The sequence below is a fragment of the Leucobacter tenebrionis genome, from assembly GCF_019884725.1.
GTDB classification, from domain to species: domain Bacteria; phylum Actinomycetota; class Actinomycetes; order Actinomycetales; family Microbacteriaceae; genus Leucobacter; species Leucobacter tenebrionis.
In genome coordinates this window covers 3,238,833-3,264,685 of sequence record NZ_CP082322.1, presented here as the reverse complement: position 1 = coordinate 3,264,685, position 25,853 = coordinate 3,238,833, and the positions used below count along the sequence as shown (strand labels likewise).

Here is a 25,853-nt window from a genome sequence, read left to right as displayed (position 1 = left end):
GTTTCGGGCGCGGGTGCACTAACGTTTTCTCCAGGCGCACACATGACAGATTTGGGGGAAGCGCACATGTTCAAGGGTTTCAAGGAGTTCCTGCTGCGCGGGAACGTGATCGACCTCGCCGTCGCCGTGGTGATCGGGGCCGCGTTCAACACGGTCGTCGAGCGAGTCGTCGATTCCCTCATCAACCCCGTGATCGGCGTGGTGTTCAAGGCGGACTCGCTCGACACCGCCATGCAGGTCGCGCTTCCCGGCGGCGGCACGATCGCCTTCGGCGCCCTGCTCGGCGCGCTCATCAACTTCGTGATCGTCGCCGCCGTGGTCTACTTCGTATTCGTGGTACCCATGAACAAGTGGCGCAAGCCCGAACCCGAGGAGGAGCCGGAGACCTCGGCCGAGGCCGAGCTGCTCTCCGAGATCCGCGACCTGCTGCGCGCGGAGGCGGCGGCGAGCGGTCGGATCCCCGATATGAACCGTACCGAGCACCCGAACCAGGCGCCGCCGCACCGGCACTGAGCCCTGTTTCTCGGAACTGAGCTCTTCTGTCGAGCCTGAGCCGTGTATCGCCGATGATCGGCTCAGGCTCGACAGGACAGCTCGGGTTCGGCGGAATACCCCGGGGTCAGCGGCCCCGACTCGCGAGGAGCCCGCGTCCCTCTACCCCTCGCGCGCGTCGAGGCGCGCGAGGAACAGTGCCTCGGTCAGCAGCGATTTGCGGAACGACTCGATGTGCAGCGACTCGTTCGGGCTGTGGGCGCGGCCGTCGGGATCCTCGACGCCCGTGACCAGGATCTGAGCCGCCGGGAACTCCTCGATGAGCTCGGCGATGAACGGGATCGACCCGCCCACGCCCATGTCGACCGGCTCCCGCTCCCACGCGTCGGCCATGGCGCCGCGCACCTCGGCCACGGCCCAGCCGCTCGTGTCGACGAGGAACGCCTGGCCGAGGTCGCCGCTCTCGAACTCGATCCTCGCCCCGTACGGCGCATTCGCGCGCAGGTGGTTCTGGATCGCCTCGAACGCCGCTTCGGGATCCTGCCCGGGCGCGATACGGGCGCTGATGCGCACGCGCACGCTCGGGATCAGGGTATTCGAGGCGTTGGCGACATCGGGGGCGTCGATGCCGGTGATGGTGATCGCGGGCTGCGCCCAGACGCGGCTCAGGATCTCGCCGCGGCCGATCGGGCTCACGCCGTCGAGCAGGCCCGACTCCTCGCGAAGCCGCGCCTCGTCGTACTCGGGGGTGTCGATATCGGCGCTGGTGAGCCCCTCGACCGCGACGGATCCGTCCTCGTTCCAGAGGGTGTCGAGCAGACGCACGGTCGCGAGCATCGCATCCGGCACCGCGCCGCCGTGCATACCGGAGTGGAGCGCGTGGTCGAGCGTCTGCACCCGCATGTTGAAGGCGACCGCACCGCGCAGCGCGACCGTGAGCGCCGGGGTCTCGGTATCCCAGTTGCTCGAGTCGGCGACGATGATCGCGTCGGCCGCGAGCAGATCCCGGTTCTCGCGCAGGAAGTTGCCGAACGACTGCGACGCCCACTCCTCCTCGCCCTCGATGAAGAGCGCGATGCCGAGTTCGAGCTCGCGCCCCTCGGCCTCGGCGGCCGCGGCGAGCGCGCGGATCGCGCCGATGTGGGCCATCACCCCGGCCTTGTCGTCGGCCGCGCCGCGCCCGTAGAGGCGGCCGTTGCGCTCGGTCGGCTCGAAGGGCGGAGTGCTCCAGTCCTCGTCCCGACCGGGCGGCTGCACGTCGTGGTGGGCGTAGAGCAGCACCGTGGGTCGGCCGTTGCGGGGTTCCCGCCGCGCCACGACGGCCGGCTGGCCGAGCTCGGGATCGGCGCCGTCCGTGCCCTCGCCGCCGGCGACCGGCGCGCGGCGGATGTCGACCACGTCGAAGAGCCCGGTCTCCCGCAGCAGCCCGGCGATAGCCTCGGCGCTCGCGGCGACGTGCGTCGGATCGAACGCCGGCCACGACACCGACGGGATGCGCACGAGCCGCTGCAGATCCTCCATCGTGCTCGCGAACTGCTCCTCGACCGCCGCTCGCAGCGCCGCCTCGTCAGCCGCGCCGTCTGCCGCATGTCCGTGCCGCGCCGTCGCCTGTTCCGTCATGTCTGCCTCCACTTCGGTGTGCGGGGCCGATCGGGCCCCGCTTCGCCTGCCCGGGCGCCGGATGCGGCCCCGAACTCCGGATCCAGCCTATCGGCGACCCGGTTCGCGAACGCGGAGTCCCGAATTGCTGCCTCGAACCGGGAAGAACCAGCAATTCGGGACTCCGCGTTCGGGGAGGGGGGGACTCAGAAGAGGGTGGGCAGGGGATCCACGGCTGCCGCATCGCGCTCGCGGGCTGCGGGATCCGCCGATCCCGCAGCCCCGACCGGTTCAACGGCGAGCGCGAGCCGCTCCGACCCCGCCACGGCATCCTCGATGAGCCGGGCATCGCCCGGGCGCTCGGGATCGAGCCACTCGTCGTGCAGCTCACGGGCCAGGAGCAGCGGCATGCGCGGGTGGGTTCCCGCCGCCGCGCCCACGGCGTCGCGCGTGACGAGCGAATAGCTCATGAGCACGCCGCCCGGCTGCGGCACCGGAGTCACGATGGCGGCGATCCCGAACAGCTCATCGCCCGGCAGTCCGAACGGCACGCCGCGCTCCACGTACCAGTGCGCGGGCACGATCGCGCGCCGCTGGAACGGAGCGCGCCACTTGCGCAGCAGCGTGTCGTCGCGGGAGTTGAAGGCGCTGTAGGGCGCCGGCTCCGCGCCGTCGTGCAGCCACCACCAGCCGAGCTCGACCGCCCGCTCCCCGTACCCGCGATGGATGATCGGATTGAGGTTGCGCGCCAGTCGCCCCGTGATGCGGGCTCGGCCGCGATGCTCCCGCGCCCAGGCCTCGAGCAGCCGACGGCTGTCGGGCTCGTGCATCGGCGGCAGATCGAAGGTGAGCCCGAGGCCGCGGGGGCCGCCGCCGAATCCGTAGCTCGAGCACATGCCTCAACTGTAGCGGCGAGGCGCCCGACGAGAACGGCGGGCCCCGAGCCCCCTCAGCGCTCCTGGGCGGACTCGTCCATCACGAGCACGAGCTTGCCAGCCGTGCGGTTGGTCTCGCCGGCCTCGTGCGCCCGCGCGGCCTCGGCGAGCGGGAAGGTGCCGGCGATCGTTGCCCGCAGCGCACCGGACTCCGCGAGGTCGGCGATCGCCTGCATCCCACCGTGATCGGCCTCGACGAGGATCAGCTTCGCTCGCACGCCGAGGCGCTCGGCCTCCTCCCACAGGCCCGGCGCCGGAGCGGGCAGGGTCGAGATGAGCAGCCCGCCGGGTCGCAGCGTACGGAGCGAGCGCAGCTGGTAGTCGCCGCCGATCGTGTCGAGCGCGACGTCGACGTCGCGCACGGCCTCGGCGAAATCGACCTCGCGGTAGTCGATCGCCTCGTCGACGCCCAGCTTTCGGAGGAAGCCGTGCTTCGCCGCGCTCGCGGTGCCGATCACGTACGCCCCGCGGGCCTTCGCGATCTGGACGGCGAGGTGCCCCACACCGCCGGCCGCGGCGTGGATCAGCACCCGGTCGTCGGGGCCGAGCGCGGCGGTGTCGACGAGCGCCTGCCAGGCCGTGAGGGAGGCCAGCGGCAGAGCGCCGGCCTGCACGTGGTCGATCGACTCGGGCTTGCGCACGAAGGCGCGGGTGGGGCCGACCACGTACTCGGCGTGCGACCCGACGCCGTGCGGGTACGGCAGCATCCCGAACACCTCGTCGCCGGGTTCGAATAGCGTCGACCCGAGGCCCACGGCCTCCACGACTCCCGAGACGTCCCAGCCGAGCACGGACGGCTCCCGCACGAAGCCCGGGCCCGAGCGGTGCTTCCAGTCCGTCGGATTCACCCCGGCCGCGCGCACCCGCACGAGGATCTGGCCGACGCGCGGCTTCGGTCTGGGGAGGCGCACCTCGTGCAGCTCCTCGGGCCCGCCGAAGCGGTCCTGGCCGATGGCGAGCATGTCGGGCCGCTCGGCGACCGGTTCTCCGCGGGTATCACTCATAGCTCCCCACTCTGCCACCGTCAGGACTCGCGGGCAATGGGCGCGGGTTCGGGATCGAGTGCGGAGAGCAACGCGGGTGGGAACGCGTGCATCCGGCCCATCCCCGGCGCCGCTCCCCAGCCGGGGCTGCGAGGGGCGTCGAGATACGGATTTCGCACGCGGGATCGCGATCCCGCGTGCGAAACTCCTATCTCGACGGGGCTTCGGATCCTGCGCCCCGGCGTAGCATGAGGGCATGACGCTGCAGATCGAGACCCTGCTCGAACCCCAGGGCCCCGCCACCGCGATCGAACTCACCCAATCTCAGGTCGAGCAGCTCGGCGGTGGCAAGCGCGCCACCGTGCTCGTGACCATCGGCGGCCGCACCTCCCGCCTGCGCCTCGCGTCCATGGGCGGGAAGTACCTCATCGGCCTGTCGAAGGCCGCGCGCGCCGAGCTGGGCGTCGAGATCGGCGAAGTCGTCACGGCCGCGATCGCGCTCGACACGGCAGCGCGCACGGTCGAGGTGCCCGACGACCTCGCCGCCGCCCTCGACGCCGAGCCCGGGCTGCGGGCGGCGTTCGACGCGCTCGCACCCTCCCGGCGAAAGGAGCACGCGCGGTCCGTCGCCGACGCGAAGCGCCCTGAGACCCGGGAGCGCCGCATCGCAGGCGTGATCGAGCAACTGCGCGCCGCGGGCTCCTCATCTCTGCCTGGCCGCGGCTAGCAGAGGTTCAGCGCGCCGGGTCGGATCCCTGCGCCGGGTCAGGCTCGCCGACCGGGCCGGATTCGCTCTCGGCGGACAGATCCTGGTCCCGCCCCGGAACCTCCCCCTGATCTTGACCCGGATCCGGGTCCGGATCCTGCCCCGCTTTCTCCCGCTCCTCGCGCTCGGCCTCGCGCGCGGCGCGCAGCTCCCGCGTGGCCGCGTGCAGCGCATCCTCGGCCCGCTGCCGACGCCGCTGGGCGAGCGTGCTGGCGCCGAACTTCGCGCGCACCCGGTCACGGGCCTCCTCGGTACCGGTGATGATGTAGCTGCTGGCGATGAGGATCACCTGCGCCGAGAGGTTGAACCAGAGCAGCAGCGCGATGAGCGCCGCGAACGTGCCGAGCAGCGGATTCGCCGTGGCTCCGCGCACGAAGAGCCCCGACAGCTCCTGCAGCACGGTGAGCCCGAGGCCGCCGATCACGCCGCCGACCCAGAGGGCGCGGGCGGGGGCGCGCACCCCCGACAGCAGTCGGAACACCGCCACGATCGCGACCGTGTCGATCACGAAGACGACCAGCACGCCGAAGATGCGGGTGAGCACGTCGGCGGCGGTGCCGCCGTCGGAGATGCCGAGCCAGGAGACCACCGCGCCGATCCCGACCGATGCCACCACACTCAGCACGGCAGCGACGACGAGCAGCCCGCCGAAGACGATCCCGACCAGCAGGTTGCGCAGCAGCACCCATAGGAAGAACCCGTCGTCGTGCAGTTGGTCGCCGAGCACGCGCAGCGCGGTTCGCAGGCTCGCGATCGCGCTGATCGCGGCGCCGACGAGGCCGAGCAGCGAGATGATGCCGGCGATGGTGAACCCTGCCTGCGCCTTGATATCCGTCGGGTCCACGATGTCGGTGAGCCCGGGCAGGAAACTCTCGAGCGCGTCCGCGAGCGCGTTCATCGCGTCGGGATTGCCGCCCAGCCAGAGCGCGGCGAGCGAGAAGCCGAGCAGCACGGCCGCGAACACGCTGAACAGCGCGCGATAGGTGATGCTGTCGGCGAGCATCGCGCCGCGGTGCTCGGAGTAGAGCAGGTACGCGCGCACGAGACGCAATCGCAGCGCCCACGCGATGACGCGCTGCATCAGGCCCGCGATGCCGCTCTTGCCGGTGCCCGTCTTGCCGTGTTCCTCCGCCTGCTTCGTCATGGTTTCAGCCTAGCCAGCGCCGAGGGGCGGGCCAGGGCCTTCCGCCTGCGCGCCCGGATGCGCTATAGGCGCGGGCGGAAGGCCGGCACGGCGCTACTCGTCGTCGCCCGCTCCGGGGCCGCCCGTCTCCGGTTCGTCGTCGAGGGGCACCTCCCGCTGGTGCTCGGCCCAGTCGGCCTCGTTGACGGGCTCACTCGCGGTCGCGAGGGGTTCGGGATCGGGCGCGTCGTCACCCGGGTCGGCCGGGGCGAGCTGGTCGAGCAGATCGGCCTCGGGAGTTTCGGCACTCGTCTCGAGGGGTTCGGGGTTCATCGGTGTTCCTCCTCGCATCTCGTCGGCGGTTCTGGTGGTGCGAGCGGCCGCCCGGGGGTGCCGATGCGGCCGCCCGACGCTATTCAGCGGCTCCGTGAGACAGCTGCTCGTCGGTGACGCGGGCCCCCGACTGCTGCGGACGGATCCAGTGCGTCAGATCATAACCCTGCTCGCGCGCCTCGGCCAGGAACTCGCGCTCCGCCTCAGCATCGATGTGCGGCTCCCGCGCGAGCAGCCAGAGGTGCTTGCGATCCGGAGTGCCCACGAGCGCGTGCCGGTAGCCCTCGTCGATGTGCAGCACCCAGTAGTCCGCGCGAGTGAACGGGATCCAGCGCAGCCCCTCCGGCAGGAAGCTGACGCGCAGTCGGCCCGCGTGATCCTCGTCCGGTTCGGCCTGACCGAGGGCCTGCGTCGGCTCCCCCTCGGCGTCGATGCACCGGTTGTCCACCTGCACCGTGCCGTCGTCTCGCAGCGAGTACTCGGCGGTGACGTCGCGCGCACCGTCGTCCTCGAATCTCAGCGGCAGTCGCCCGATCTCGTACCAGAGTCCGAGATAACGCTGCAGATCCAGGTCCTCCACCGACCGTACCTGGCGATCCTGATCGCTCACGGGCACTCCCTTCGTCGAGTCGTCGCCTCCAGTCTGGCGAGCGCCGCCCCCGTACGACAGGGCCTTGACAACGAAGCGCGCGGCCTCGGTCGCGGCGTGCACTCCACGGGCCCGCACCCCGGCCGCACCCCGCGCCCCGGGCCCCGGCCCCGCCCGCACCCCGCGCCCCGGGCCCCGGCCCCGCCCGCACCCCGCGCCCCGGCCCTACCCGCACCTCACACCCCGGGTACCACCCGCACCCCGGCCCTACCCGCACCGATCGACCTTCATGCACACCGATCCGCGGCAGAACGTGTGCGTGAGCGCCGATCTGTGCTGCAGGAACCGCGCCCCGTAGGATCGAGCCATGAACGGCATGGGGGATCCGGGCGAGTGCATCGGCGTCGTCGGCGCGGCGACGAACAACCTCCGAGACGTGAGCCTCGCGGTTCCGAAGAAGGCGCTGACCGTGTTCACCGGCGTCTCCGGCTCGGGCAAGTCATCGCTCGTGCTCGACACCATCGCGGCCGAGGCGCAGCGCCTCGTCAACGACTCCTACCCGAGTTTCGTGCGCAATCGGCTGCCGCAGCTCGCCGCGCCCGAGGTGCAGTCGATGAGCGGGCTCACCTTCACCGCGCTGATCGACCAGCGCAGGTTCACCGGCAACGCGCGATCCACCGTCGCGACGGCCTCCGACGTGGCACCCCTGCTGCGCCTCGTGTTCTCGCGGATCGGCGAGCCGAACGCGGGCTACTCGCCCGCCTACTCGTTCAACGACCCGAGCGGCATGTGCCCGGCCTGCGAGGGTCTCGGCACCGTGGTCGACATCGACGTCGAGGCGCTCATCGATCCGGAGAAGAACATCGACGAGGGCCCGGTGCGGTTCAGCCAGTTCCGACCGGGGGTGTACCGATGGAAGCGCTTCGCCTACTGCGGCCTCTTCGACCGCAAGAAGCCGCTGAAGGACTACACGGAGGAGGAGATGGACCTCTTCCTCTACGCCGATCAGGTGAAGCTGCCGGATCCGGATCCCCGCTTCCCGAAGACCGCCCGCTTCGACGGCGTCGTCACGCGCATGCGCGACGTGTACGTGAAGAACCGCCCGTCGAAGATCTCGAAGCCGGTGCGGGAGGAGCTGGATCGCCTCACCGAGCAGCGGGTGTGCCCCGAATGCGGCGGGGCGCGGGTGAACGCTGCCGCCCGGGCGAGCCTCATCGAGGGGCGGTCGATCGTGGACTGGACCGCGATGTCGGTCTCGGAGCTGCGGCGGCTGCTCGACGGCTTCGAGGACGCGCGGGTGGAGCCCGCGGTCGCGGGAATCAGGCGCTCGCTCGACGCGCTGCTCTCGGTCGGCCTCGGCTACCTGTCGCTCGACCGGGAATCGTCGACGCTATCGGGCGGAGAGGCGCAGCGGGTGAAGATCGTGCGCCACCTCGGCAGCGCGCTCACCGACGTCACGTACGTGTTCGACGAGCCCTCGACCGGGTTGCACCCGGCCGACGTGCAGCGGCTCAACCAGTTGCTCATCAGGCTGCGCGACGCCGGCAACACCGTACTGGTCGTCGAGCACCATCCGCAGGTGATCCGAGTGGCGGATCACGTGGTCGACATGGGACCGGGCGCGGGGTCGCACGGCGGTCTCGTGCAGTTCGAGGGCACCCCCGCGCAGTTGCGCGAGAGCGGCACGCTGACGGGGCGGCTGCTCGCGCGGCCTCTGCGGCTGACGCACGCGCCGCGCGCGGCCCGGGGCGAGGTGCTGGTGTCCGGCGCGAGCACCCACAACCTGACCGGGTTCGACGTCTCCGTGCCGCTCGGGGTGCTCACGGCCGTGACCGGCGTGGCGGGATCGGGGAAGAGCTCGTTCGCGACCGAGGAACTGCCCCGGCAGCATCCGGAGTTCACGGTGGTCGGTCAGGATCCGCTGCGCGGCGGCGTCCGCTCGACACCGCTGAGCGTGCTGGGCGTAGCCGACGAGGTGCGCGCCGCGTTCTCGGAGGCGTCGGGGCTCGAGCCGGCGTGGTTCAGCTTCAACTCGAAAGGGGCGTGCCCCGGCTGCCGGGGCAAGGGGTACATCACCACGGAGCTGGCGTTCCTCGACGACGTGGCGACCCCTTGTGAGGTCTGCGGCGGCGAGCGTTTCAACGAGCGGGCGCTCTCGGTGCGGATCGATGGCCGCACGGTCGCCGACGTGCTGCGGATGACCGCCGAGGGAGTCGCGCAGCTCTTCGCCGAGCGCGACGGGATCGCCGCGAAGATGCGCTGGCTCGACCGGGTGGGTCTCGGCTACATCTCCGTGGGGCAGTCGCTCGACACGCTCTCGGGAGGCGAGAAGCAGCGACTGCTGCTCGCGAAGCACCTGAGCGGCGTGACGGATCTCTCCTCGGAGCGGATCGTGCTCGACGAGCCGACCACGGGCCTCCACCCGAGCGATGTGGACCGGATCAACGCGCTGTTCGCCGAGCTGGTCGAGGGAGGAGCGACGCTCGTGGTCGTCGAGCACAACCTGCGCGTCGTGGCCGAGGCGGATCACGTGGTCGACATCGGGCCGGGAGCCGGCGCCGACGGCGGACGGCTGGTCTTCACGGGGCCGCCGGCCGCCCTCGCGGAGAACCCCGACTCGCTCACGGGAGCTGCGCTGCGGATCGCCTCCGGCGCGGCTCGCTGAGGGCGGGCCCTGCCGCAACCTCCCTGGCCTCTTCAGTCTCCGCAGCCTTCCTCGGGCCTCCCCCGGCCTCCTCAGCCTCCTCGGCCTCCCCGGCGTGCCTTCCCGCACCGATCGGCGTTCAAGCACACCGATCCACCGCAGTCGAGGTGCTTGAGCGTAGATCTGTGCTGCAGGAGGTGCCCCCGTCGGCCCAGCGACGCGCTGCACTCGCTCAACCGCTCCGGCCGTCTCGCGGGCCTCGATCGACGGCATCGATCACGGCGACGAGTTCGTCGCGGAGCGCCATGAGGCGCTCGATCGGCACGCCGAGGCGCTCGACCACCGCAGGGGGCACCGAGAGCGCCCGCTCGCGAAGGGCGCTGCCCGCCTCCGTTGGCACGAGCGAGAAGGTTCGCTCGTCACCGTCCACGGGCAGACGCTCGATGAGCCCTGACTGCTCCAGTCGTTTGATGATCGGCGAGAGCGTCGCCGGGTCGAGCCGCAGCATCTCGGCGAGCTCTCTGAAGCGGAGGGGGGCGTCCCCCCAGAGCGCCAGCATCACGAGGTACTGGGGGTGAGTGAGGCCGAGCGGTTCGAGGATCGGACGGTAGACGCCGATGACGCTGCGGCTGGCGACCGCGAGCGCGAAGCACACCTGTCGATCGAGTTCGAGCAGGTCTTCCGGCTGAGCATCCACTCCCACATGGTATCTCGTTCGCCCACGAATGAACGTGCTAGCATTTCGTTTGTGGGCGAACGAAAACGCGAGAAGCGGCACCTCTGGCACAAGACCCCCTACGACGGCGTGCCCGGCGTCTATGCAGCGATTCAGCGCTTCCTCTACCAGTTCGAGGGGCCCGCACAACTGGGCGACCGTGACGAGCCGCCGTACGTGATGCCTGCAGACCCGAAATGCCCGATCTGCGGCGAGTCGATGAAGGAGCATCGCATCGACCGCGGAGGCCCGGGCAAGCCGACCCACATGAAGTGCCCGTCCCCGACGCCCGGCGGCGCCGCAGCCTAGTATCGGCTCCCCTTGCCCGCCCCGATTCCCCGCGGCTCGGGCTCTCTTCGCGAAGAATGTCGGAGGTACGGCGTACGCTCGCCCCAGACACTTCGAACCGGAAGGAGACGGGATGAGGATCCGAGAGGAAGTGGTGCTCGACAGCAGCACCTCGGTCACCGCGCAAGAACTCGTGATCGACGCGATCCGCGAGCTCGAGCAGCAGCGCGAGCGCGGCGAGATCGAGCACGCCGCCTATTTCATGAAGAAGCGCTCGCTCGTCAAGATGCTGTGAACCGTGCGGGCTCGCTCACGCTCGGGCAGCGGCCGGAGTCTTAGCCCGAGCCGGAGCGCCACCCGAGCCCGCGCCCGAGCCAGAGCCGGCACCGGCACCCGCGCCCGGGCCGGCGCCGGAGTCGGAGCGCGCGCCGACACCCGAAGGTGCATCCGATTCCGAGCGTGCGCCGGCACCCTAGCCAGCGCTAGCGCCCGTGCTCGGTCCCGAACCTGCACCGGCGCCCGAGCCCGCGCCAGAGCGCGCACCGGCGCCCGAGCCAGAGCGCGCACCGGCGCCCGAACCTGAGCCCGCGTCGGCGCCCGCGCCGGCCCCGGCGCCGCCGAGCGGCACGAGCAACCAGAGCGCGCAGCTCAGCAGCAGCGCCGCAACGAGGGCGACCACGCCGGCCGTGCGGCTCACCGTGAAGTCGAAGATCAGGCTCGTCACACCGGCGATGAGCAGTGCGACCACCGCGAGGTTGGCCATGAGCAGGCGATTGCCGACGCGCACGATACGCATCTTCTGCCTCTTGCCGAAGAATCGTCGGTGCACCACGACCAGCGAGAGCCCGAACAGCGTCGAGGTTCCCGCGAGTGCGACGAGTACCAGGTACAGCACCAGCTGGTACTCATCGAGCTCGGTGAAGCGGCGTTGAAAGGCGACGGCGAGCAGAAAACCGCCGAGGATCTGCGTGCAGGTCTGCGTGACGCGCACCTCCTGCAGGATCTCGTTCCAGTTGCGATCGGCGCGCTCGTTCGCGCTCTCGCCCCTGCCGTCGTCAGCAGCCTTCGCCCGCCGTTCGTCCACGGATCAGCTCTCCGACTCCTCGATGTCCTCGTGCCCTCGACGCGCCGGCGACGACGACACGTCCTCTCCCAGCTCGTCGAGCGCGGCACGGGGATCCGGCTCCGTGGTCTCGACGGCCTGCTCGTCCTCGGGCTCGACGGCGGGCTCGGCCTCATCGCGGTGCTCCGTGACGACCAGCTCGTCGTCCTCGTCCTTCTCCTCGTTCTGCTCCCAGATCTGCACCACGTCGTCCTCCTCCGTTACCGAACGGCAAGCTCGGCGATCGCCGGGCCGGGTCGCGGCTCGGCCGCCCGTGAGCTCGGATCCGAGCCGCGACGCTTCCACCCTAGAAGCGCGAGCGCCGCGCGTCATCGGGGTTGACCCGCGCGTACGGGTCGAGGTAGATGGAGCCCTCGCCGGGGCGAGCGGAGACGGAACGTCACTCGAGCGCCGCGATGGCGAGATCGGCGCGGTCGGTGACGATGCCGTCCACGCCGCGATGCACGAGCGAGACCATGCGATTCGGATCGTTGACGGTCCACACGTGCACCTCGACACCCGCGCGATGCGCCGCGTCGATGAGACGGCGGCTGAGCACCCGGATCGGCCCCTGCCGCTCGGGGATCTGCAGCGCGTCGACTCCCGCGAGCGCACGGGCCTGGAGCCGCGCGGAACGGGCCGCGAGAGCGGCGAGCAAGCGGATGATGCCGCGCTGCCCCACCGACGTGGCCGGGCGGCCTCCCGCGATTGCGGCCGAGCGCAGCGCGCGAATACGGGTAGCGTCGGAGAAACTGGTCACGAGCGTGCGGTGCGCGTGCGGCGCGACGATGCGTCCCGCAGGATCGGCCGCCCTCGCGACCTTCACGTCGATGTTGAAGCGCGAGCGCGGAAACTCCTCGAGGGCGCCGGCCAGCGTCAGCAGTCCTCCGCGCTCGGCCATGATCGCCGACAGCTCCCTCAGCGGCAGGTCGGCGATCCGGCGCGGCTCGCCGATCACGCGCGAAAGATCCGCGTCGTGGAAGAGCACGACCTCGCCGTCCGCGGTCATCCGGCAGTCGGATTCGAGATAGCGCACCCCGGCAGCGAGCGCGGCGGCGAACGCCGTCCGGGTGTTCTCGGCCACCCCCTCCGCGGCGAGTTCCGGGGGAACGAAGCCGCGGTGCGCCAGCACGCGGGGAGGGCCGGTCCGTTCCCCCGCGCTCCCTTCCCCGAAGTAGGGGTGCTGTTCACCGGGCACGGACGACCCGGTTCTCGAGGGACGACCAGCCGATCCGGAACATGCCCTCAGTATGCCAGCGCTAGCCCAAACCCCAGGGTTTGTCGACCCCTGAACTTGCCGGAGCCCCGGGTGTTAGCTTCGGCCGTAGAGCACGGCGAAGGCTTCGCCGTGCCCAGGACTGCGAGAGGAGCCGACGATGGATGCGAACGAACATCCGCAGCACGAATCCGATCCTGACCCCCGGCTCGATCCCGACGACAAGGAGCGGCAGCGCGAGGAGCGCCCCGATCCCCCGCATCCGGCTTCCCGCTTCGACGCGGGCACCGGGCAGGGAACGGTGACGGGGCCTTCCCACGCCGAGCAGTTCCAGGATCGTCCCATCCTCGACGGGTCGACCCAGTCCCCCGAAGCCGAGGCATCCGTGCCGAATCCCTATCGCGGGCAGAGCGACCCCGCCACGGTGCGCCGCCAGCCCGCGCTGAACAGCACGAAGACGGATCGATGGCTGATCTCATCGACCGTGGCGGCCGTGGTGGTCACGGTCGTGCTGCTGCTGCTCGCCCGTTTCGATCCCGTCTGGAGCGGAGTCGGGATCGTCGCGGCCGTCGCCGGCTTGGTCGCGATGCTCGTGGTGCGGCTGAGCGGGGCGCGCCGCACGGCCAGCCTGCGCCTGATGGCGGCGCTGATGGTGTTCACCTGGGTCGTACCGCTCGCCGTGATCATCTCGATCATGGTCGGGAGGTCGGACCGCATCTGGGGGTGATGCCCGGGGCGCGGGATCGGCCGAGCGCGGTGCCCCGCGTCAGTGATTGCGGAGCTTGTCGATGAGTTCGGATTTGCGCAGCTTCGAGTAGCCGGTGAGGCCCAGTTCCTTCGCGCGCTCCTTCAGCTCGTCGACGGTGCGATCCTCGTAGTCCTCCGCGTTGCCGCCACGGCGCCCGACCTTCGAGCGGCCCTCCTTGGCCGCGGCGTTCGAGATGCGCGCGGCCTTCTCCTCGGAGTTCCCCTCCTTGCGCAGGCGGTCGTAGAGCTCGGGATCCTTCAGCTGCGGTGTCTTCGACTTCGGCACGGTGCTCACATCCTTTCCGTTCGCGTCGAACACTACGCGGGCGACGCGCCTCCCCGCACTCCCTCGACAGCGGTCGACCCAGCAGGTATCCTCTCCGGTCCCCCTTGGCACAACCGAGACCCCCTCCGCAAGGGCCTGTTCCCCGCGATGAGCGCGGCCCTACGATCACGATATGAAAACGATGTTCTGGTTGTGGATGGGGTTGGTGCTGGTCGGTCTGATCGCGATGTTCGCGATCGTGGTGACGGGGCGCTGACATGAGGATCAAGGATCACGCCCTCTCGCTCGTCTTCGCGGCGGCATTCATACTCGTGCTCGTGGCTCAGTCCTTCGCGGGGCTCTCCGTCTACAACGAGGAGCAGGCCACGCACAGCGGCACGCCGAGCGGCTGGCTCGACTTCGTCACCTCCTCGGATTTCGCGGTCGACGTGGCCGAGAACTGGCAGTCGGAGTTCCTGCAGTTCCTGCTGTTCATCATGGCCACGGTGTGGCTGGTGCAGCGGGGGTCGCCGGAGTCGAAGAAATCGGGAGACGAGGGGCTGGGCAGCGACGAGGATCAGCTCGTGGGGGCCTACGCGAGGCCCGACTCCCCCAAATGGGCCCGGGTCGGCGGCTGGCGCAGGAAGCTCTACAGCAACTCGCTCGCGCTCACGATGGGGGCGATCTTCGTCGCGTCATGGGCGCTGCAGGGCGCCGCGGGCGCCGTGGTCTACAGCTCCGAGCAGGAGCAGCACGGGCTGCCGCCGGTCTCGTTCGGCGAATACCTGCTGAGCGCGGATTTCTGGAATCGCACGCTCCAGAACTGGCAGTCCGAGCTGCTCGCGGTGGGGTGCATGGTGGCGTTCTCGATCTTCCTGCGGCAGCGCGGCTCCTCCGAGTCGAAACCGGTGGGCGTGCCGCACCGGCTGTCCGCCATCGAGTCGGAGTAGCGGGGGCGTCACGTCGCCGGGCGATCGAGATCGCGCACCGCCGGCCCCTCAAGCAGCTCGCCCTCCGCCGTGAACCGGGATCCGTGCAGGGGGCAGTCCCAGGAGCGCTCCGCCGTATTCCAGCTGAGGATGCCGCCGAGGTGGGTGCAGACGCCGGACACCCGGCAGAGCCGCCCGTCGACCCGTGCGACGCCGACGGGAGAGGGGCCGTCGCGCACTATGACGCCCTCTCCCTCGTCGGGCAGCATCACCTCGTCGATCGTCTCCTTCTGCGCCGAGGCCCAACCCGAGACGAGTCGCCCCGCCACCCCGGCGTTCACCCCGAGCGCGTCGCGCACCTCGGGCAGCCGCGTGGCGTGCCGGCGCAGTTCCAGGGCCCACTCGAGGTGGCCGCCGAGCACGTCGGCCGCGATCGTGAGCGCCGCGGCGACGGCGTTGGTCATGCCCCACTTGTTGTAACCGGTGGCCGTATAGATGCGCCCACCCCCGCGGGGCAACGGCCCTGCGAACGGCACCCGTGAGTGCGTGCGGTAGTCCTGCGCGGCCCACCAGCAGGCCCGGTCAGGCAAACCGAAGTTCTGCTCGGTCCACGCGTCGATGTCGCGCAGCGCCTCTCCCGTATCCTTTGCGCGCCCCGTCACGTGCGCCCCACCGCCGACCACCAGCAGTTCTTCCCCGTCCCGGCCGACCGCGGTGCGCAGCGATCGATCCGGCGCGCCCGCTGAGACGTACATGCCGCGCGGCAGAGCAGAGGCAGCCGGTGCCGCCCCGCGGTACGCGGCGACGAAGGATCGCGAGGGCTCGAGCTTCGCGAAGAAGAGGCCCCGATCCAGCACCGGTACCCCGCTCGCGAGGACGCAGATCCCGGTCGGGATCTCGCCGAGGGAGGACCGCACCCGGAGCCCGGATTCCTCCTGCTCGACGTCGACCACGCGGCAGCGCTCGACGAGACGACCCCCGCGCTCCCGCAGCTCTCGAGCGAGCGCCGCCAGCACCGTCATCGGCTGCAACTGAGCCTGATCCTCGAGCATCAGGGCCCCGGCGGTGTCGAAGGGCAGACCGGTGTCGCTGGTTTCCACGGCAGGCACCCCGGCGAGCGCTGCGGCGTCGAGTTCGCGCTCGAGCGTTCTGCGCTGCTCCGCATCGACGGCGTAGGTGTAGGCCGGCCGCCGCTCGGCCTCTACGCCCCAGGCCTCGAGCTGCCGCAGCATCCACGCCTGGCCCTCTCGGTTCGCCTCGGCATAGGCCTGGAGGGCCGCATCGCCGGCGTGCGCACGCAGCTCCGAGAAGACGGTCCCCTGGAGCAGGCTGAGCTTGCCTGTCGTGTTGCCGGTCGTGACCGAACCGACGCGCCTCGCTTCGAGCACGGTCACCCGCTGCCCGGCGCGGGCCAGCAGCACCGCCGTGGTGAGCCCTGTCAGCCCTGCGCCCACGACCACCGCATCGCACGCCTCCTCCGAGAACTCGTCGGAGTCGATGCTCGGCCCGGTGAGGCGCCAGAGCGAGGTCGTCTGCCACTGATGCGTCATGCAGCCGACTGTAGGCGCACGCCGCGGCGGTGACGACCCCGTTGACAAGCCCGTGTCGAGCCGCAAGCCGGTGGAGCGGGTGAGTCCCCTTCGGCGGGCTCAGGGGCGGAACCGACCCCGGCTCAGGGGCGAACCTGGCCCGGACTCAGGGAGCGGGATCGGGATCCTCGAGACGGTCCGCGTAGTCGGGGACCGGATCGGCCGGCACCACCACCACGTCCTGCACCTTCCAGTCGAGTCCGGCCACCCCCTCGCTCAGCTCGGCCAACCGTTCCATGCTCACCTCTCTTGCGACGGGCCGCACGAAGACCTCGACGTGGAACACCTGCCCCTGGTCGCGCAGCCTGATGCCCGACTCGGCGATCCAGTTCTGCCTGCGCAGGTAGGCGAGGATCACATCGCCCAGCGGGTGCGACCGCTCTCCGTCGTAACTGCGCGCGCGGCGATCCATCAGGTCCTGCACCGCCGCGGAGCAGTTGCTCAGCCCGTCGCGCACGATCCCCACGGCGATGAAGATCGCTGCGACGCCGTCGAGCCACCACAGCCCCGCTCCGATCCCGAGCACCCCGACGATGGACGCGACGTTGGTCTGCCAGTCGGCCTTCGCCATGTCTGCGTCCGCGTAGAGCAGCTTGCTGTGGAGCACCGGGGCGAGGCGCGCCTTCGCCGGCCCGTACAGCCAGACCGGCCCGATCACGATAACGACCATGACGGCCACCATGACCCACCCCTGCCAGACGGTGCGCCCCAGTATCTCCACGTCGCCGATCTCGGTGCGCTCCCCGGAGAAGATGCCTGAGAGGAGTCCGCTGCCGGCATCGATCGCGAGATGCAGTCCCACACCCAGCAGGGCGGCCCCGGCGAGCAGGTGGCCGACCCCCATCGCCCGGTGCCAGCCGTACGGGTGCTCGCGATCGGGCCGGCGGCGCACGAACGGGAGCGCGACCAGGAACGAGATCTGCGGCAGCAGCGACAGCATGTCCTCGAACCACGCCGTCTTCATCGCCTGCGAGTCGCCCATCACGAAGGCCACGATCGTGATGGTGCAGATCGTGTAGCAGATCGTGAAGACCTGCCAACGCACTGCGCTCCGCAGGGCCTGGCGCTGCTCGCGCGGCAGGTTCTCGCGCTTGTCCTGCCGGTACCCGGCTCTCTTCATACGCGGGTGCTTCGCAGCTGCGCGACATCGGGTCCGGCTGCCGCGCCCGTCACCGGCTCGCCGTCGTCGCTCGGGTTTCCGGGGATGGCGGGTTCCGCGCCGAGCGGGGGTTCCGCCGTCAGACCGAGCAGTTCGGCGAGCGGAAGCAGGGGAAGCAGTTGCAGAGTGTCGTTTCTCACTGACCAGTACCTCCTGTGCGAATGAAAGGCCTCGTCGTTCTCGCTCGCGCTTCGGAAAGACGACCTGGATCACATCGTGGCCCCTGGGCCGCCGAGCAACCCAGGCCTTGACAGATCGAGCAGCACGTCATATACGCGCTCTAGCCCATCGCCCCTGGAAGCGCAAGCCCTCGTGAGCCTTCCCGCACCGCGGTTACGGTCGGGAATCGCAGGGTAGTACCGGCCCTGGATAAGAGAGGAGCGCAGTCATGAGCACGAACGATCCGACGACGTCGCGACCTGGCGAACCCGGAACGACGCGGGGCGACACTCGCGAACTGCGCACGGGCACAGTGCAGACGGGGGCTCCCGCCGACGTGTCCCCGGTCGCGGCCGCACCCGGGGCGGAGGGGTAGGGGCATGCGGACAGCGCTGGTCGACTACGCCGTCTCCTCGGGTTCGAGCGTCGCGGCACGCAGGGCGGCCCCGCCGCTGGAGCCGAGGCCGGGCCCCGAGCCGTCCCCCGACGCAGATCGCGGAGGCGCGCCTGAGCCGAAGCGGAATCCGGACCCCCGGGTCCGGGAGCGGATCGCGCGCGACACTCGCGCCGCGGATGCCCTCGCAGAGGCCGCGGAGCTCTCCGGCGAGCGCAGACACGCTCTGAAGCAGCGGGTGATCGTGGAGTACCTGGGCCTCGCCGACGCGATCGCCCGGCGTTTTCAGGGGTCCGGCGTCGAGCAGAACGAACTGCGCCAGGTCGCCTACCTCGGGCTCACGAAGGCGATCCAGCGGTTCGACGCCGACAGCGGCAGCGGGATCGCGGCCTTCGCCGTGCCGACCGTCTCGGGCGAGATCAAGCGCTACCTGCGCGATGCGACGTGGGCCGTGCGCCCTCCGCGCGCGCTCCAAGAGCTATCGCTCGAACTGCGCGCACGCGTGCCCGCACTCACGCAACGCCTGGGGCGGGAACCGACCGTGGACGAACTCGCGGCGGAGGTGCGCCGCACGCCGGCGCGGGTCGCCGAGGCGCTCCGCTGCATGGGTGGGCGCCAAGCGCTCTCGCTCGACGCCCCCGTCGGCTCGGTCGACGGCGACGACGACCCCTCCGGAGTGTCGCTCGGAGACGCGCTGCCCGCGTACGCCGACGACATGGAGGAGCGGGTCGACCTCTCGGTCACGCTCAGGTCGGCGCTGCGCGCGATTCCGCTCAACGAGCGCCGCGCCGTGCACCTGCGCTACTTCGGCGATATGACGCAGGTCGAGATCGCGGCAGAGATCGGAGTGAGCCAGATGCAGGTCTCCCGGCTCCTCCGACGCGGGCTCGCTTCACTGCGGCGGGAGCTCTCCGCGTGCGGAGTGCAGGAGTGAGCGGGCCGCGGCGACGACCTCATCGGCGGTGACCGCGAGGAGCGCGGGATCGGGCTCCTCCGCGAACGCTTCGCCGCGACGCAGAGCCGCGTCGGTGAGCACGAGGTGGGGTCCGCCCGCGGGCGGACCCCACTCCTCGGGAGGCGCCGGCCCGAAGAGCACGACCGAGGGCGTGCCGTAGGCGGAGGCGAGGTGGGCGGCGCCCGTGTCGACCGTGACGAGCACACTCGCCCGGGCGATGACCGCGGCGAACTCCGCGAGATCCGCCCTCCCCGCGAGCACATCCTCCTCCGGCACTCCCCCCGCCTTCGCCACCGCTCGTGCGCGCTCCCGATCCTGCGCGCCGCCCGTGACCACCACGCGCAGCCCGTCTTCCGCGAGCGCCCTCGCCACCCGCGCGAACCGCTCCGCCGGCCACTGCCGCGAACCGTAGAAGGCCCCGACGTGCACGACCGCGGCCCCGTCCACGAGCGGGGACGCCTCGGGAACGGCGATGGAGAGGTCGTCGGAGTCTGCGGGGAGGCCGTAGGCGGCCACGAGCCGCGTCCAGCGCTCCCGCTCGTGCAGACCGTCGATCCACGGCACGCCGTCGAGGCGCTCCGCGGTGCTGTGCGCCATCGTGAGCCGCGCCCCCAGCTCATCGACACGGCCCCGGCTCTCGGAACCGCTCCCGTGCAGGTTGACGGCGACATCGATGTCGCCCGGGGCGAAAGGCAGCGGCTCGTCGAGCCCTGGTGTCGGTAACAGCTCGTCGACGGCGTCGACCAGTCGCACGATCGGCGCGAGCCAGCCCGGCGAGGCGAGCACGATGCGGTGCTCGGGGAAGCCGCGGCGCAAACCCTTCAGCGCCGGCACCGCGACGAGCAGATCGCCGAGCTTGAGGGCGCGCAGCGCGAGCAGCTTCGGGGGGTCGTCTGCAGAGTGTCGCATAGGCATCCCATTACCACAGGGCACGCCTTCTAAACAAGGCCGAGGAGGTCGTGTTTACTGCTTCTCCTCCGGGGAACCGGAAGGGTATGAGCAGCAGCGACGCCCCCATCTCCGCGGTCCTCTTCGACCGCGACGGCACCCTGATCGAGGACGTGCCGTACAACGGCGACCCCGATCGGGTGCACTCGCTGCCCACCGTCGCCGACACGCTCGACGGGCTCCGCGAACTCGGGATCGCGGTGGGCGTCATCAGCAACCAGTCCGGGATCGGGCGCGGCCTCCTCACCTCCGAGCAGGTGCGCGAGGTCGACCGGCGGGTGAATGCGCTGCTCGGCCCCTTCGACGTCTGGCGCATCTGCCCGCATTCACCCGACGACGGCTGCGGATGCCGCAAACCCCTGCCCGGCATGATCCTCTCGGCCGCCGAGCAGCTGGGCCTCGAGCCGGCGCGGATCCTGATGATCGGCGATATCGGGGCCGACGTGGAGGCCGCCCGGGCCGCCGGCGCGCACGCCGTGCTCGTGCCGCGGCCGGAGACGCTGCCGGAGGAGGTCGCTGCCGCGCCCCTCGTCGCGCGCACCGTGCGGGAGGCGGTGGGTTGGTTCATTCCCGCGCTCGCGGAGGCGCGCCCATGAGGCCCCGGGTGCTGGTGGCGAGGCTCGACAGCCTCGGCGACGTGCTGCTCGCCGGGCCGGCGGTGCGCGCGGTGGCCGAGCGGGCCGATGTGGTGATGCTGTGCGGGCCGAGGGGCGAACCGGCCGCCAGACTGCTCCCGGGCGTCTCGGAGGTCGTGGTGTGGGATGCGCCCTGGATCTCGGATCCCGCCCCGGCGGTCGACGAGGATCACCTCGGAGCGCTCGTCTCGCGGGTGCGCGCCGCACGGGTCTCGGAGGCCGTGATCCTCACCTCCTTCCACCAGTCGCCGCTGCCTCTCGCAATGCTGCTGCGCGTCGCGGGCGTCTCGCGGATCTCCGGCGCCTCGGTGGACTACCCGGGATCCCTGCTCGACGTGCGACTGCGGCCCGGAGAGGATCTCCCGGAGGACATCCCCGAGCCCGAACGGGCGCTCGCCATCGCAGAGGCCGCGGGCTTCCCCCGCTCTGACGACGGTCGTCTGCGGGTCGGGCCCCTGCCGGATGTCTCCGAGCTCACCGGCCGCGATCCCTACGTCGTGCTGCACCCCGGCGCCGCGGTGCCCGCGAGGCAGTGGCCGGTCGAGGGATTCGCGCGCGCGGCGCGCCTGCTGGCGTCGCGGGGTCGCCGGATCCTGCTCACGGGAGGCCCTGGCGAGCGTGCGCTCACCGGGCTCATCGCCCGCGAGGAGCCGACGGCCGTCGATCTCGCGGGCGGCTGCACGCTGCCACAGCTCGCGGGTGTACTCGCGGGCGCGAGCGCGGTGGTGGTCGGCAACACCGGGCCCGCTCACCTGGCCGCCGCGGTCGGCACGCCGGTCGTGAGCCTCTTCTCCCCCGTCGTCCCCGCCGTGCGCTGGCGCCCGTACGGCGTGCCGCACCGCCTGCTCGGCGATCAGAACGCACCCTGCCGCGGCACGCGAGCGCGCGTCTGCCCGGTACCGGGCCACCCGTGCCTCGCAGGCGTCTCCGCCGAGAGCGTGGTGGCGGCCGTGCTCGAGCTCGAGGCGGGGCGCCGCGACGAAGAAGCCACCGACACGAGAGGAGCACGCCGATGAAGATTCTGGTCTGGCACGTCCACGGAGGGTGGATGGACGGTTTTCTGCGCGGCAGCCACGAGTACCTGATCCCGGCAGCACCCGGGGATTCTCTGCCCGAGCTGCCTCCGGGAGCGCGTCCGATCGACCCGGCGGATCTGCGCGAGCAGCCGGTCGACCTCGTGGTGCTGCAGCGCACCGAGGAGCTGGAGCTCGCCGAGCGCCTGCTCGGCCGCCGCCCGGGACGCGACGTGCCCGCCGTCTTCGTCGAGCACAACACGCCCAAGCGCCTTCCCGTGACCGAGCGTCACCCCCTCGCCGAGCAGCGCGAGATCCCGATCGTGCACGTGACGCACTTCAACCGGCTCGCGTGGGACTGCGGCGAGGCCCCGGTACGCGTCATCGAGCACGGCGTGCCCGATCCCGGTCCGCTCTACACGGGCGACCTCGCCTCGCTCGGCGTCGTCATCAACGAGCCCGTGCGGCGGTGGCGGGTCACCGGCACCGACCTGCTCCCGGGCTTCGCGGAGGCGGCGACGCTCGACTGCTTCGGCATCGACGTCGATCTGCTGCCGGCCGCGCTCGGCCTCGGGCCGGACCGGCTGCGGCCGATCGGGGATCTGCCGACCGCGCAGATGCACGCCGAACTCGCGCGGAGGCGCGCCTACGTGCACCCGCTGCGCTGGACCTCGCTCGGTCTGTCGCTGCTCGAGGCCATGCACCTGGGTATGCCGGTGCTCGCGCTCGCGACGACGGAGGCGCCGCGAGCGGTGCCCGCCGACGCCGGAGCCGTCTCCGCCGACCCCGCCAAACTCGTCGCGACCGCGAGGCGCCTGGTGGAGGATCCCGATGAGGCGCGCCGCCGCGGCCGCGCGGCCCGCGAGTACGCGCTCGCCCACTACGGCCTCGAGCGCTTCCTGCGCGACTGGGACGCGATGATCACCGATCATCTCGAGGCGCACACAGCTCGTCGCTCCCGCGCATCCGCGGGGGCGGCGGACCGATCGACCGGCGCCGCGAACCGCGCGGAGCACGGAATGGAAGGAGCACTCCGATGAGAATCTCCATGGTCTCGGAACACGCCAGCCCGCTCGCTCCCCCCGGCAGCGTCGACTCCGGCGGGCAGAACGTGCACGTCGCGGCGCTGTCGCGCGCCCTCGCCGCGCGCGGCCACACCGTGACGGTGTACACGCGACGCGACGACGCCGCACTCCCCACCCGCGTCGCGCTCTGCCCGGGCGTCGACGTCGTGCACCTCACCGCCGGGCCCGCGCACCGCGTGCCGAAGGACGAGCTGCTCCCGTACATGGGGGTGCTCGCCGAGGAGCTCGCCGCGTCATGGCGCTACGATCCGCCGGACGTGGTGCACAGCCACTTCTGGATGTCGGGCATCGCGGCGCTCGAGGGCGCTCGGCTGCTGCCCGAGCACCAGCGCCCGGCCGTCGCGCACACCTTCCACGCGCTCGGCTCGGTCAAGCGGCGCCACCAGGGCGCCTCGGACACGAGTCCCGCCGAGCGGGCCGATCTCGAACCGCGGGTGGGCCAGCAGGCCGACGCCGTCATCGCGACGTGCGACGACGAGGTCGACGAGCTGCGCGCCCTGGGCGTGCCGTCGCACCGCATCGAGGTCGCCCCGTGCGGGGTCGATCCCGTGGAGTTCGACACCCGCGGGCCGGTCGAGCCGCGCGGCGCGAGTCATCGGCTGCTGACGGTCGGGCGGATCGTGCCCCGGAAGGGGATGGATCTCGCCGTGCGCGCGATCCCGCTGCTGCGCGAGCTGGGCTTCGACGACGTCGAACTCGAGATCATCGGGTCGGGCGACGCGGTCGGCGGGCGAGACGCGGAACTCGAGCGGCTCGCCGCGCTGGCGGAGGAGCTGGGCGTGGCGGATCGGATCCATCTGCGGGGACAGGTGGCCCGGGATCGGATGCCGGCCCTGCTGCGCTCGGCCGACGCGGTGATCTGCGCGCCCTGGTACGAACCGTTCGGCATCGTGCCGCTCGAGAGCATGGCGTGCGGCACCCCCGTCATCGCGGCGGCGGTCGGAGGGCTGCGCGACAGCGTGGTCGACGGGATCACCGGCCTGCACGTGCCCCCGCGCGATCCCGCCGCGATCGCCGAGGCCGCGGCGCGCCTGCTCGGCGACGAACCGTTCCGCCGGGCGCTCGGCGCAGCCGGGAGGGGCCGCATCGAGGCCGGCTACACGTGGGCGAGCGTCGCCCAGCAGACGGAACACATCTATCAGCGGCTGCTCACCCGCGAGCGTCAGCAGCCCGGACAACTCCTGGAGATGGCGCAATGACGATCACGACGACTGCTCAACCCCGGAAGAACCGCCGACACGACCCGGCGAGCGGCGAGCGGGTCACCGCTCATCTCGAGGGCCTCCGCGCCGCGCTCGCCTGCGCGATGCGTCACGCCTCGCACCTCGAGGAGTGGGGGGACCATCTCGCGACTCGCCTGCGCTCAGGGGCGCGGCTACTGGTCGCCGGCAACGGCGGATCGGCGGCCGAGGCCCAGCACCTCGCCGCCGAGCTCGTCGGCAGGTACCGCGGGGACCGCGAGGCCTACTCCGCGATCGCGCTGAACGCCGAGACGTCGAGCCTCACCGCGATCGGCAACGATTACGGCTTCGCCGAGGTCTTCGCCCGCCAGGTGCGCGCTCACGCCCGCGCGGGCGACGTGGTGCTGCTCATCTCGACGAGCGGAGCGAGCCGCAACCTCATCGAGGCCGCTCGCGCGGCCCGCGCGCTCGGGGCGACCACCTGGGCGCTCACGGGCGAGGGCCCCAACCCGCTGACGACGGTGTGCGACGACGCGATCTGCATCGACGGTGCCTCGCCGCACGTGCAGGAGAGTCAGCTGGCCGCGATCCACGCCATCTGCGAGGTGTTCGACGAGCGCGTCGCCGATTCCGCGAGGAGCGGGTCATGAGGATCACGGTGGTCGGAGACGTGCTGCTCGACGAGGACGTCGAAGGGCGGATCGAGCGGCTCTGCCCCGACGCGCCCGTGCCCGTCGTCGAGGTCTCGGGCCGCCGGTTCCGCGCGGGCGGGGCGGGGCTCGTCGCCGCGATGCTGCGGGGCGACGGTCACGAGGTCAGCCTGGTCACGGCGCTCGGCGACGACGAGGCTGCCGAACGGATCCGCGAGCGTCTGCCCGGCGTCGCGGTGATCGCCTGCGACTCCGGCGCCCCCACTCCCGTGAAGCGCCGGGTGCGCACCTCCGACCAGGCGGTGTGCCGCATCGACGAGGGCTGCGACCCTCCCCCGGTCCCTCGCGTGACCGACCGGCTGCTCTCGGCGGTGGCCGATTCCGAGGCGATCATCGTCTCGGATTACGGCCGACGTCTCACCGAGCACCCGGAGCTGCGCGAGGTGCTGCAGCGGCGCGGCGGCGAGGTGCCGCTCGTGTGGGATCCGCATCCGCGAGGGGCCGACCCCGTGCCCGCGGCGCAGCTCGTCACCCCGAATCTGCCCGAGGCGACGGCCGCAGCGGGGACCGCGCGAGGCCCGGAGCACGCCGCGGAGGCGGCCGCGCGGTTGCACGAGCGATACGGCTGCGCCGCCGTGCTGGTGACCCTCGGCGAGCTCGGCGCGCTGCTGCACGAGCGGGGCGCCGGGCCGCTCGAGATCCCGTCCGAGCCCGTCGCCGCCGCCGACACCTGCGGCGCGGGCGACCGCTTCATCGCGGCCGCGGCGGTGGCGCTCGCGCGGGGGGCGGATCGGCGCACTGCCGCACACGAGGCCGTCTCCGCCGCCCGCGACTACCTCGCGGCGGGCGGCGTCGCCTCGCTGCCGGAGTTCTCGGCGCCATCCGAGGCCGAGGCTCCCCTCGACGCCTTCGCGCTCGCGCGGGCGGTGCACGAGCGCGGCGGCACCGTGGTCGCCTCGGGAGGGTGCTTCGATCTGCTGCACGCCGGTCACGTGCGCACACTGGCCGCCGCCCGTGAGATGGGCGACTGCCTGATCGTGTGCGTGAACTCCGACGACTCGGTGCGGCGCCTGAAGGGGCCGGAGCGCCCGCTCATCCGCGAGCAGGACCGCGTGGAGATGCTGCGCGCCCTGAGCTGCGTGGACGCCGTGCTCGTCTTCGACGAGGACGGGCCCGAGCAGGCGCTCGACCGGCTGCGACCCGATATCTGGGTGAAGGGCGGGGACTACACCGTCGACGCCCTTCCCGAGGCCAGGCTGCTGCAGAGCTGGGGCGGCGCCGCGGTGACGGTGCCCTACCACCTCGGCAGATCCACCACCCGCCTCGCCGCCGCGCTCGCGCGCGTGAGCTGAGCCCGCA

Annotated in this window: 30 protein-coding genes; 15 read left to right on the top strand and 15 right to left on the bottom strand. The window is 71.7% G+C overall.

The features are described from left to right. Positions 1 to 66: 66 nt before the first annotated feature. Positions 67 to 513, top strand: a complete 447-nt coding sequence (mscL, locus tag KVY00_RS14985; RefSeq protein ID WP_223045348.1) for a large conductance mechanosensitive channel protein MscL — start codon at positions 67 to 69, stop codon at positions 511 to 513. 141 nt (positions 514 to 654) lie between these two features. Here the strand turns inward: mscL and KVY00_RS14980 are convergent, their stop codons facing one another. The 3 genes from KVY00_RS14980 to KVY00_RS14970 form a co-directional block, all read right to left on the bottom strand. Further along, positions 655 to 2,112, bottom strand: coding sequence for a dipeptidase (locus KVY00_RS14980; protein WP_223043662.1), 1,458 nt, complete (start codon positions 2,110 to 2,112; stop codon positions 655 to 657). A gap of 185 nt (positions 2,113 to 2,297) precedes the next feature. Next, a complete protein-coding gene (locus KVY00_RS14975) occupies positions 2,298 to 2,987 on the bottom strand; it encodes an SOS response-associated peptidase family protein (RefSeq protein WP_223043661.1) in 690 nt (229 codons plus the stop codon). Positions 2,988 to 3,040: 53 nt separating this feature from the next. Beyond that, positions 3,041 to 4,030: an NADP-dependent oxidoreductase gene (locus KVY00_RS14970; protein WP_223043660.1), complete on the bottom strand. Its 990-nt coding sequence runs from the start codon at positions 4,028 to 4,030 to the stop codon at positions 3,041 to 3,043. A 235-nt stretch (positions 4,031 to 4,265) separates the two neighbouring features. On the opposite strand from KVY00_RS14970, the gene KVY00_RS14965 reads away from it, so the two are divergent. Further along, positions 4,266 to 4,736, top strand: a complete 471-nt coding sequence (locus tag KVY00_RS14965) for a YdeI/OmpD-associated family protein (RefSeq protein WP_223043659.1) — start codon at positions 4,266 to 4,268, stop codon at positions 4,734 to 4,736. Positions 4,737 to 4,743: 7 nt separating this feature from the next. Here the strand turns inward: KVY00_RS14965 and KVY00_RS14960 are convergent, their stop codons facing one another. From KVY00_RS14960 to KVY00_RS14950, 3 genes are all read right to left on the bottom strand, one after another. Further along, positions 4,744 to 5,919, bottom strand: coding sequence for a YihY/virulence factor BrkB family protein (locus KVY00_RS14960; protein WP_223043658.1), 1,176 nt, complete (start codon positions 5,917 to 5,919; stop codon positions 4,744 to 4,746). A 93-nt stretch (positions 5,920 to 6,012) separates the two neighbouring features. Beyond that, the gene (locus tag KVY00_RS14955) at positions 6,013 to 6,231 is read right to left on the bottom strand and encodes a hypothetical protein (RefSeq protein ID WP_223043657.1); all 219 of its coding nucleotides are present in this window, start codon (positions 6,229 to 6,231) and stop codon (positions 6,013 to 6,015) included. 79 nt (positions 6,232 to 6,310) lie between these two features. Then, entirely contained in the window at positions 6,311 to 6,841 is a 531-nt protein-coding gene (locus tag KVY00_RS14950) for a lipocalin family protein (RefSeq protein ID WP_223043656.1), read from the bottom strand. Between the two features lie 346 nt (positions 6,842 to 7,187). Between KVY00_RS14950 and KVY00_RS14945 the strand changes: the two genes are divergently transcribed. After that, entirely contained in the window at positions 7,188 to 9,485 is a 2,298-nt protein-coding gene (locus KVY00_RS14945) for an excinuclease ABC subunit UvrA (RefSeq protein WP_223043655.1), read from the top strand. Positions 9,486 to 9,696: 211 nt separating this feature from the next. Here the strand turns inward: KVY00_RS14945 and KVY00_RS14940 are convergent, their stop codons facing one another. Further along, the gene (locus KVY00_RS14940) at positions 9,697 to 10,161 is read right to left on the bottom strand and encodes a MarR family winged helix-turn-helix transcriptional regulator (RefSeq protein ID WP_223043654.1); all 465 of its coding nucleotides are present in this window, start codon (positions 10,159 to 10,161) and stop codon (positions 9,697 to 9,699) included. Positions 10,162 to 10,212: 51 nt separating this feature from the next. Here KVY00_RS14940 and KVY00_RS14935 point away from each other — a divergent pair, with 51 nt between their 5' ends. Together KVY00_RS14935 and KVY00_RS14930 are read left to right on the top strand one after the other, a co-directional pair. Continuing rightward, on the top strand, positions 10,213 to 10,488 hold the full coding sequence (locus tag KVY00_RS14935; protein ID WP_223043653.1) for a hypothetical protein: 276 nt from the start codon (positions 10,213 to 10,215) through the stop codon (positions 10,486 to 10,488). Between the two features lie 112 nt (positions 10,489 to 10,600). Continuing rightward, on the top strand, positions 10,601 to 10,762 hold the full coding sequence (locus KVY00_RS14930; protein WP_223043652.1) for a hypothetical protein: 162 nt from the start codon (positions 10,601 to 10,603) through the stop codon (positions 10,760 to 10,762). A gap of 177 nt (positions 10,763 to 10,939) precedes the next feature. On the opposite strand, the gene KVY00_RS14925 is transcribed toward KVY00_RS14930, so the two are convergent. The 3 genes from KVY00_RS14925 to KVY00_RS14915 all read right to left on the bottom strand — a co-directional run bounded on the left by KVY00_RS14925 (position 10,940) and on the right by KVY00_RS14915 (position 12,767). Further along, positions 10,940 to 11,551 carry a DUF6328 family protein gene (locus KVY00_RS14925; protein ID WP_223043651.1) on the bottom strand — a complete coding sequence of 204 codons (612 nt, stop codon included), beginning with the start codon at positions 11,549 to 11,551 and terminating at the stop codon, positions 10,940 to 10,942. A 3-nt stretch (positions 11,552 to 11,554) separates the two neighbouring features. Beyond that, the gene (locus KVY00_RS14920) at positions 11,555 to 11,776 is read right to left on the bottom strand and encodes a hypothetical protein (RefSeq protein ID WP_223043650.1); all 222 of its coding nucleotides are present in this window, start codon (positions 11,774 to 11,776) and stop codon (positions 11,555 to 11,557) included. Positions 11,777 to 11,969: 193 nt separating this feature from the next. After that, positions 11,970 to 12,767: a glycerophosphodiester phosphodiesterase family protein gene (locus tag KVY00_RS14915; protein ID WP_223043649.1), complete on the bottom strand. Its 798-nt coding sequence runs from the start codon at positions 12,765 to 12,767 to the stop codon at positions 11,970 to 11,972. Between the two features lie 178 nt (positions 12,768 to 12,945). Here KVY00_RS14915 and KVY00_RS14910 point away from each other — a divergent pair, with 178 nt between their 5' ends. Next, complete coding sequence (locus KVY00_RS14910; RefSeq protein ID WP_223043648.1) at positions 12,946 to 13,512, top strand: hypothetical protein; 567 nt, start codon at positions 12,946 to 12,948, stop codon at positions 13,510 to 13,512. Positions 13,513 to 13,551: 39 nt separating this feature from the next. Here the strand turns inward: KVY00_RS14910 and KVY00_RS14905 are convergent, their stop codons facing one another. Next, positions 13,552 to 13,818, bottom strand: a complete 267-nt coding sequence (locus KVY00_RS14905; protein ID WP_223043647.1) for a DUF7218 family protein — start codon at positions 13,816 to 13,818, stop codon at positions 13,552 to 13,554. A 257-nt stretch (positions 13,819 to 14,075) separates the two neighbouring features. Here KVY00_RS14905 and KVY00_RS14900 point away from each other — a divergent pair, with 257 nt between their 5' ends. Further along, a complete protein-coding gene (locus KVY00_RS14900) occupies positions 14,076 to 14,747 on the top strand; it encodes a DUF6766 family protein (RefSeq protein WP_223043646.1) in 672 nt (223 codons plus the stop codon). An 8-nt stretch (positions 14,748 to 14,755) separates the two neighbouring features. Here the strand turns inward: KVY00_RS14900 and KVY00_RS14895 are convergent, their stop codons facing one another. The 3 genes from KVY00_RS14895 to KVY00_RS14885 all read right to left on the bottom strand — a co-directional run bounded on the left by KVY00_RS14895 (position 14,756) and on the right by KVY00_RS14885 (position 17,614). Continuing rightward, on the bottom strand, positions 14,756 to 16,276 hold the full coding sequence (locus KVY00_RS14895; RefSeq protein WP_223043645.1) for an FAD-dependent oxidoreductase: 1,521 nt from the start codon (positions 16,274 to 16,276) through the stop codon (positions 14,756 to 14,758). A 145-nt stretch (positions 16,277 to 16,421) separates the two neighbouring features. Next, positions 16,422 to 17,435, bottom strand: a complete 1,014-nt coding sequence (locus KVY00_RS14890) for a cation transporter (RefSeq protein ID WP_223043644.1) — start codon at positions 17,433 to 17,435, stop codon at positions 16,422 to 16,424. After that, positions 17,432 to 17,614 carry a hypothetical protein gene (locus tag KVY00_RS14885; protein ID WP_223043643.1) on the bottom strand — a complete coding sequence of 61 codons (183 nt, stop codon included), beginning with the start codon at positions 17,612 to 17,614 and terminating at the stop codon, positions 17,432 to 17,434. The genes KVY00_RS14890 and KVY00_RS14885 overlap by 4 nt, the downstream gene beginning before the upstream one ends. Before the next feature lie 248 nt (positions 17,615 to 17,862). Here KVY00_RS14885 and KVY00_RS14880 point away from each other — a divergent pair, with 248 nt between their 5' ends. Next, positions 17,863 to 18,009 carry a hypothetical protein gene (locus KVY00_RS14880; protein ID WP_223043642.1) on the top strand — a complete coding sequence of 49 codons (147 nt, stop codon included), beginning with the start codon at positions 17,863 to 17,865 and terminating at the stop codon, positions 18,007 to 18,009. A gap of 4 nt (positions 18,010 to 18,013) precedes the next feature. Then, positions 18,014 to 18,961, top strand: a complete 948-nt coding sequence (locus KVY00_RS14875) for a sigma-70 family RNA polymerase sigma factor (RefSeq protein ID WP_223043641.1) — start codon at positions 18,014 to 18,016, stop codon at positions 18,959 to 18,961. Here the strand turns inward: KVY00_RS14875 and KVY00_RS14870 are convergent. Then, positions 18,920 to 19,891 (bottom strand): glycosyltransferase family 9 protein, encoded by a 972-nt coding sequence (locus KVY00_RS14870; protein ID WP_255572672.1) that lies wholly within the window; start codon positions 19,889 to 19,891, stop codon positions 18,920 to 18,922. The genes KVY00_RS14875 and KVY00_RS14870 overlap by 42 nt on opposite strands. An 86-nt stretch (positions 19,892 to 19,977) precedes the next feature. Here KVY00_RS14870 and KVY00_RS14865 point away from each other — a divergent pair, with 86 nt between their 5' ends. From KVY00_RS14865 to KVY00_RS14840, 6 genes are read left to right on the top strand one after another with little or no spacing between them, the layout of a single operon-like run. Continuing rightward, positions 19,978 to 20,526: a D-glycero-alpha-D-manno-heptose-1,7-bisphosphate 7-phosphatase gene (locus KVY00_RS14865; protein WP_223043639.1), complete on the top strand. Its 549-nt coding sequence runs from the start codon at positions 19,978 to 19,980 to the stop codon at positions 20,524 to 20,526. Continuing rightward, a complete protein-coding gene (locus KVY00_RS14860; RefSeq protein WP_223043638.1) occupies positions 20,523 to 21,581 on the top strand; it encodes a glycosyltransferase family 9 protein in 1,059 nt (352 codons plus the stop codon). Before KVY00_RS14865 ends, KVY00_RS14860 begins: the two co-directional genes overlap by 4 nt. After that, complete coding sequence (locus tag KVY00_RS14855; RefSeq protein ID WP_223043637.1) at positions 21,578 to 22,618, top strand: glycosyltransferase; 1,041 nt, start codon at positions 21,578 to 21,580, stop codon at positions 22,616 to 22,618. The genes KVY00_RS14860 and KVY00_RS14855 overlap by 4 nt, the downstream gene beginning before the upstream one ends. Then, positions 22,615 to 23,862, top strand: coding sequence for a glycosyltransferase (locus KVY00_RS14850; RefSeq protein ID WP_223043636.1), 1,248 nt, complete (start codon positions 22,615 to 22,617; stop codon positions 23,860 to 23,862). The genes KVY00_RS14855 and KVY00_RS14850 overlap by 4 nt, the downstream gene beginning before the upstream one ends. Then, positions 23,859 to 24,494: a D-sedoheptulose-7-phosphate isomerase gene (locus tag KVY00_RS14845; protein WP_223043635.1), complete on the top strand. Its 636-nt coding sequence runs from the start codon at positions 23,859 to 23,861 to the stop codon at positions 24,492 to 24,494. Before KVY00_RS14850 ends, KVY00_RS14845 begins: the two co-directional genes overlap by 4 nt. Then, positions 24,491 to 25,846, top strand: coding sequence for a PfkB family carbohydrate kinase (locus KVY00_RS14840; protein ID WP_223043634.1), 1,356 nt, complete (start codon positions 24,491 to 24,493; stop codon positions 25,844 to 25,846). The genes KVY00_RS14845 and KVY00_RS14840 overlap by 4 nt, the downstream gene beginning before the upstream one ends. Positions 25,847 to 25,853: the final 7 nt, after the last annotated feature.

Excerpts from the sequence above, each read along its gene's own strand:
- KVY00_RS14930 (WP_223043652.1), top strand. The coding sequence starts at position 10,601 with ATGAGGATCCGAGAGGAAGTGGTGCTCGACAGCAGCACCTCGGTCACC.
- mscL (WP_223045348.1), top strand. The coding sequence starts at position 67 with ATGTTCAAGGGTTTCAAGGAGTTCCTGCTGCGCGGGAACGTGATCGAC.
- KVY00_RS14895 (WP_223043645.1), bottom strand. The coding sequence starts at position 16,276 with ATGACGCATCAGTGGCAGACGACCTCGCTCTGGCGCCTCACCGGGCCG.
- KVY00_RS14865 (WP_223043639.1), top strand. The coding sequence starts at position 19,978 with ATGAGCAGCAGCGACGCCCCCATCTCCGCGGTCCTCTTCGACCGCGAC.
- KVY00_RS14945 (WP_223043655.1), top strand. The coding sequence starts at position 7,188 with ATGAACGGCATGGGGGATCCGGGCGAGTGCATCGGCGTCGTCGGCGCG.
- KVY00_RS14880 (WP_223043642.1), top strand. The coding sequence starts at position 17,863 with ATGAGCACGAACGATCCGACGACGTCGCGACCTGGCGAACCCGGAACG.
- KVY00_RS14910 (WP_223043648.1), top strand. The coding sequence starts at position 12,946 with ATGGATGCGAACGAACATCCGCAGCACGAATCCGATCCTGACCCCCGG.
- KVY00_RS14980 (WP_223043662.1), bottom strand. The coding sequence starts at position 2,112 with ATGACGGAACAGGCGACGGCGCGGCACGGACATGCGGCAGACGGCGCG.
- KVY00_RS14955 (WP_223043657.1), bottom strand. The coding sequence starts at position 6,231 with ATGAACCCCGAACCCCTCGAGACGAGTGCCGAAACTCCCGAGGCCGAT.
- KVY00_RS14875 (WP_223043641.1), top strand. The coding sequence starts at position 18,014 with ATGCGGACAGCGCTGGTCGACTACGCCGTCTCCTCGGGTTCGAGCGTC.
- KVY00_RS14890 (WP_223043644.1), bottom strand. The coding sequence starts at position 17,435 with ATGAAGAGAGCCGGGTACCGGCAGGACAAGCGCGAGAACCTGCCGCGC.
- KVY00_RS14840 (WP_223043634.1), top strand. The coding sequence starts at position 24,491 with ATGAGGATCACGGTGGTCGGAGACGTGCTGCTCGACGAGGACGTCGAA.
- KVY00_RS14965 (WP_223043659.1), top strand. The coding sequence starts at position 4,266 with ATGACGCTGCAGATCGAGACCCTGCTCGAACCCCAGGGCCCCGCCACC.
- KVY00_RS14860 (WP_223043638.1), top strand. The coding sequence starts at position 20,523 with ATGAGGCCCCGGGTGCTGGTGGCGAGGCTCGACAGCCTCGGCGACGTG.
- KVY00_RS14855 (WP_223043637.1), top strand. The coding sequence starts at position 21,578 with ATGAAGATTCTGGTCTGGCACGTCCACGGAGGGTGGATGGACGGTTTT.
- KVY00_RS14970 (WP_223043660.1), bottom strand. The coding sequence starts at position 4,030 with ATGAGTGATACCCGCGGAGAACCGGTCGCCGAGCGGCCCGACATGCTC.
- KVY00_RS14845 (WP_223043635.1), top strand. The coding sequence starts at position 23,859 with ATGACGATCACGACGACTGCTCAACCCCGGAAGAACCGCCGACACGAC.
- KVY00_RS14870 (WP_255572672.1), bottom strand. The coding sequence starts at position 19,891 with ATGCGACACTCTGCAGACGACCCCCCGAAGCTGCTCGCGCTGCGCGCC.
- KVY00_RS14960 (WP_223043658.1), bottom strand. The coding sequence starts at position 5,919 with ATGACGAAGCAGGCGGAGGAACACGGCAAGACGGGCACCGGCAAGAGC.
- KVY00_RS14975 (WP_223043661.1), bottom strand. The coding sequence starts at position 2,987 with ATGTGCTCGAGCTACGGATTCGGCGGCGGCCCCCGCGGCCTCGGGCTC.
- KVY00_RS14900 (WP_223043646.1), top strand. The coding sequence starts at position 14,076 with ATGAGGATCAAGGATCACGCCCTCTCGCTCGTCTTCGCGGCGGCATTC.
- KVY00_RS14850 (WP_223043636.1), top strand. The coding sequence starts at position 22,615 with ATGAGAATCTCCATGGTCTCGGAACACGCCAGCCCGCTCGCTCCCCCC.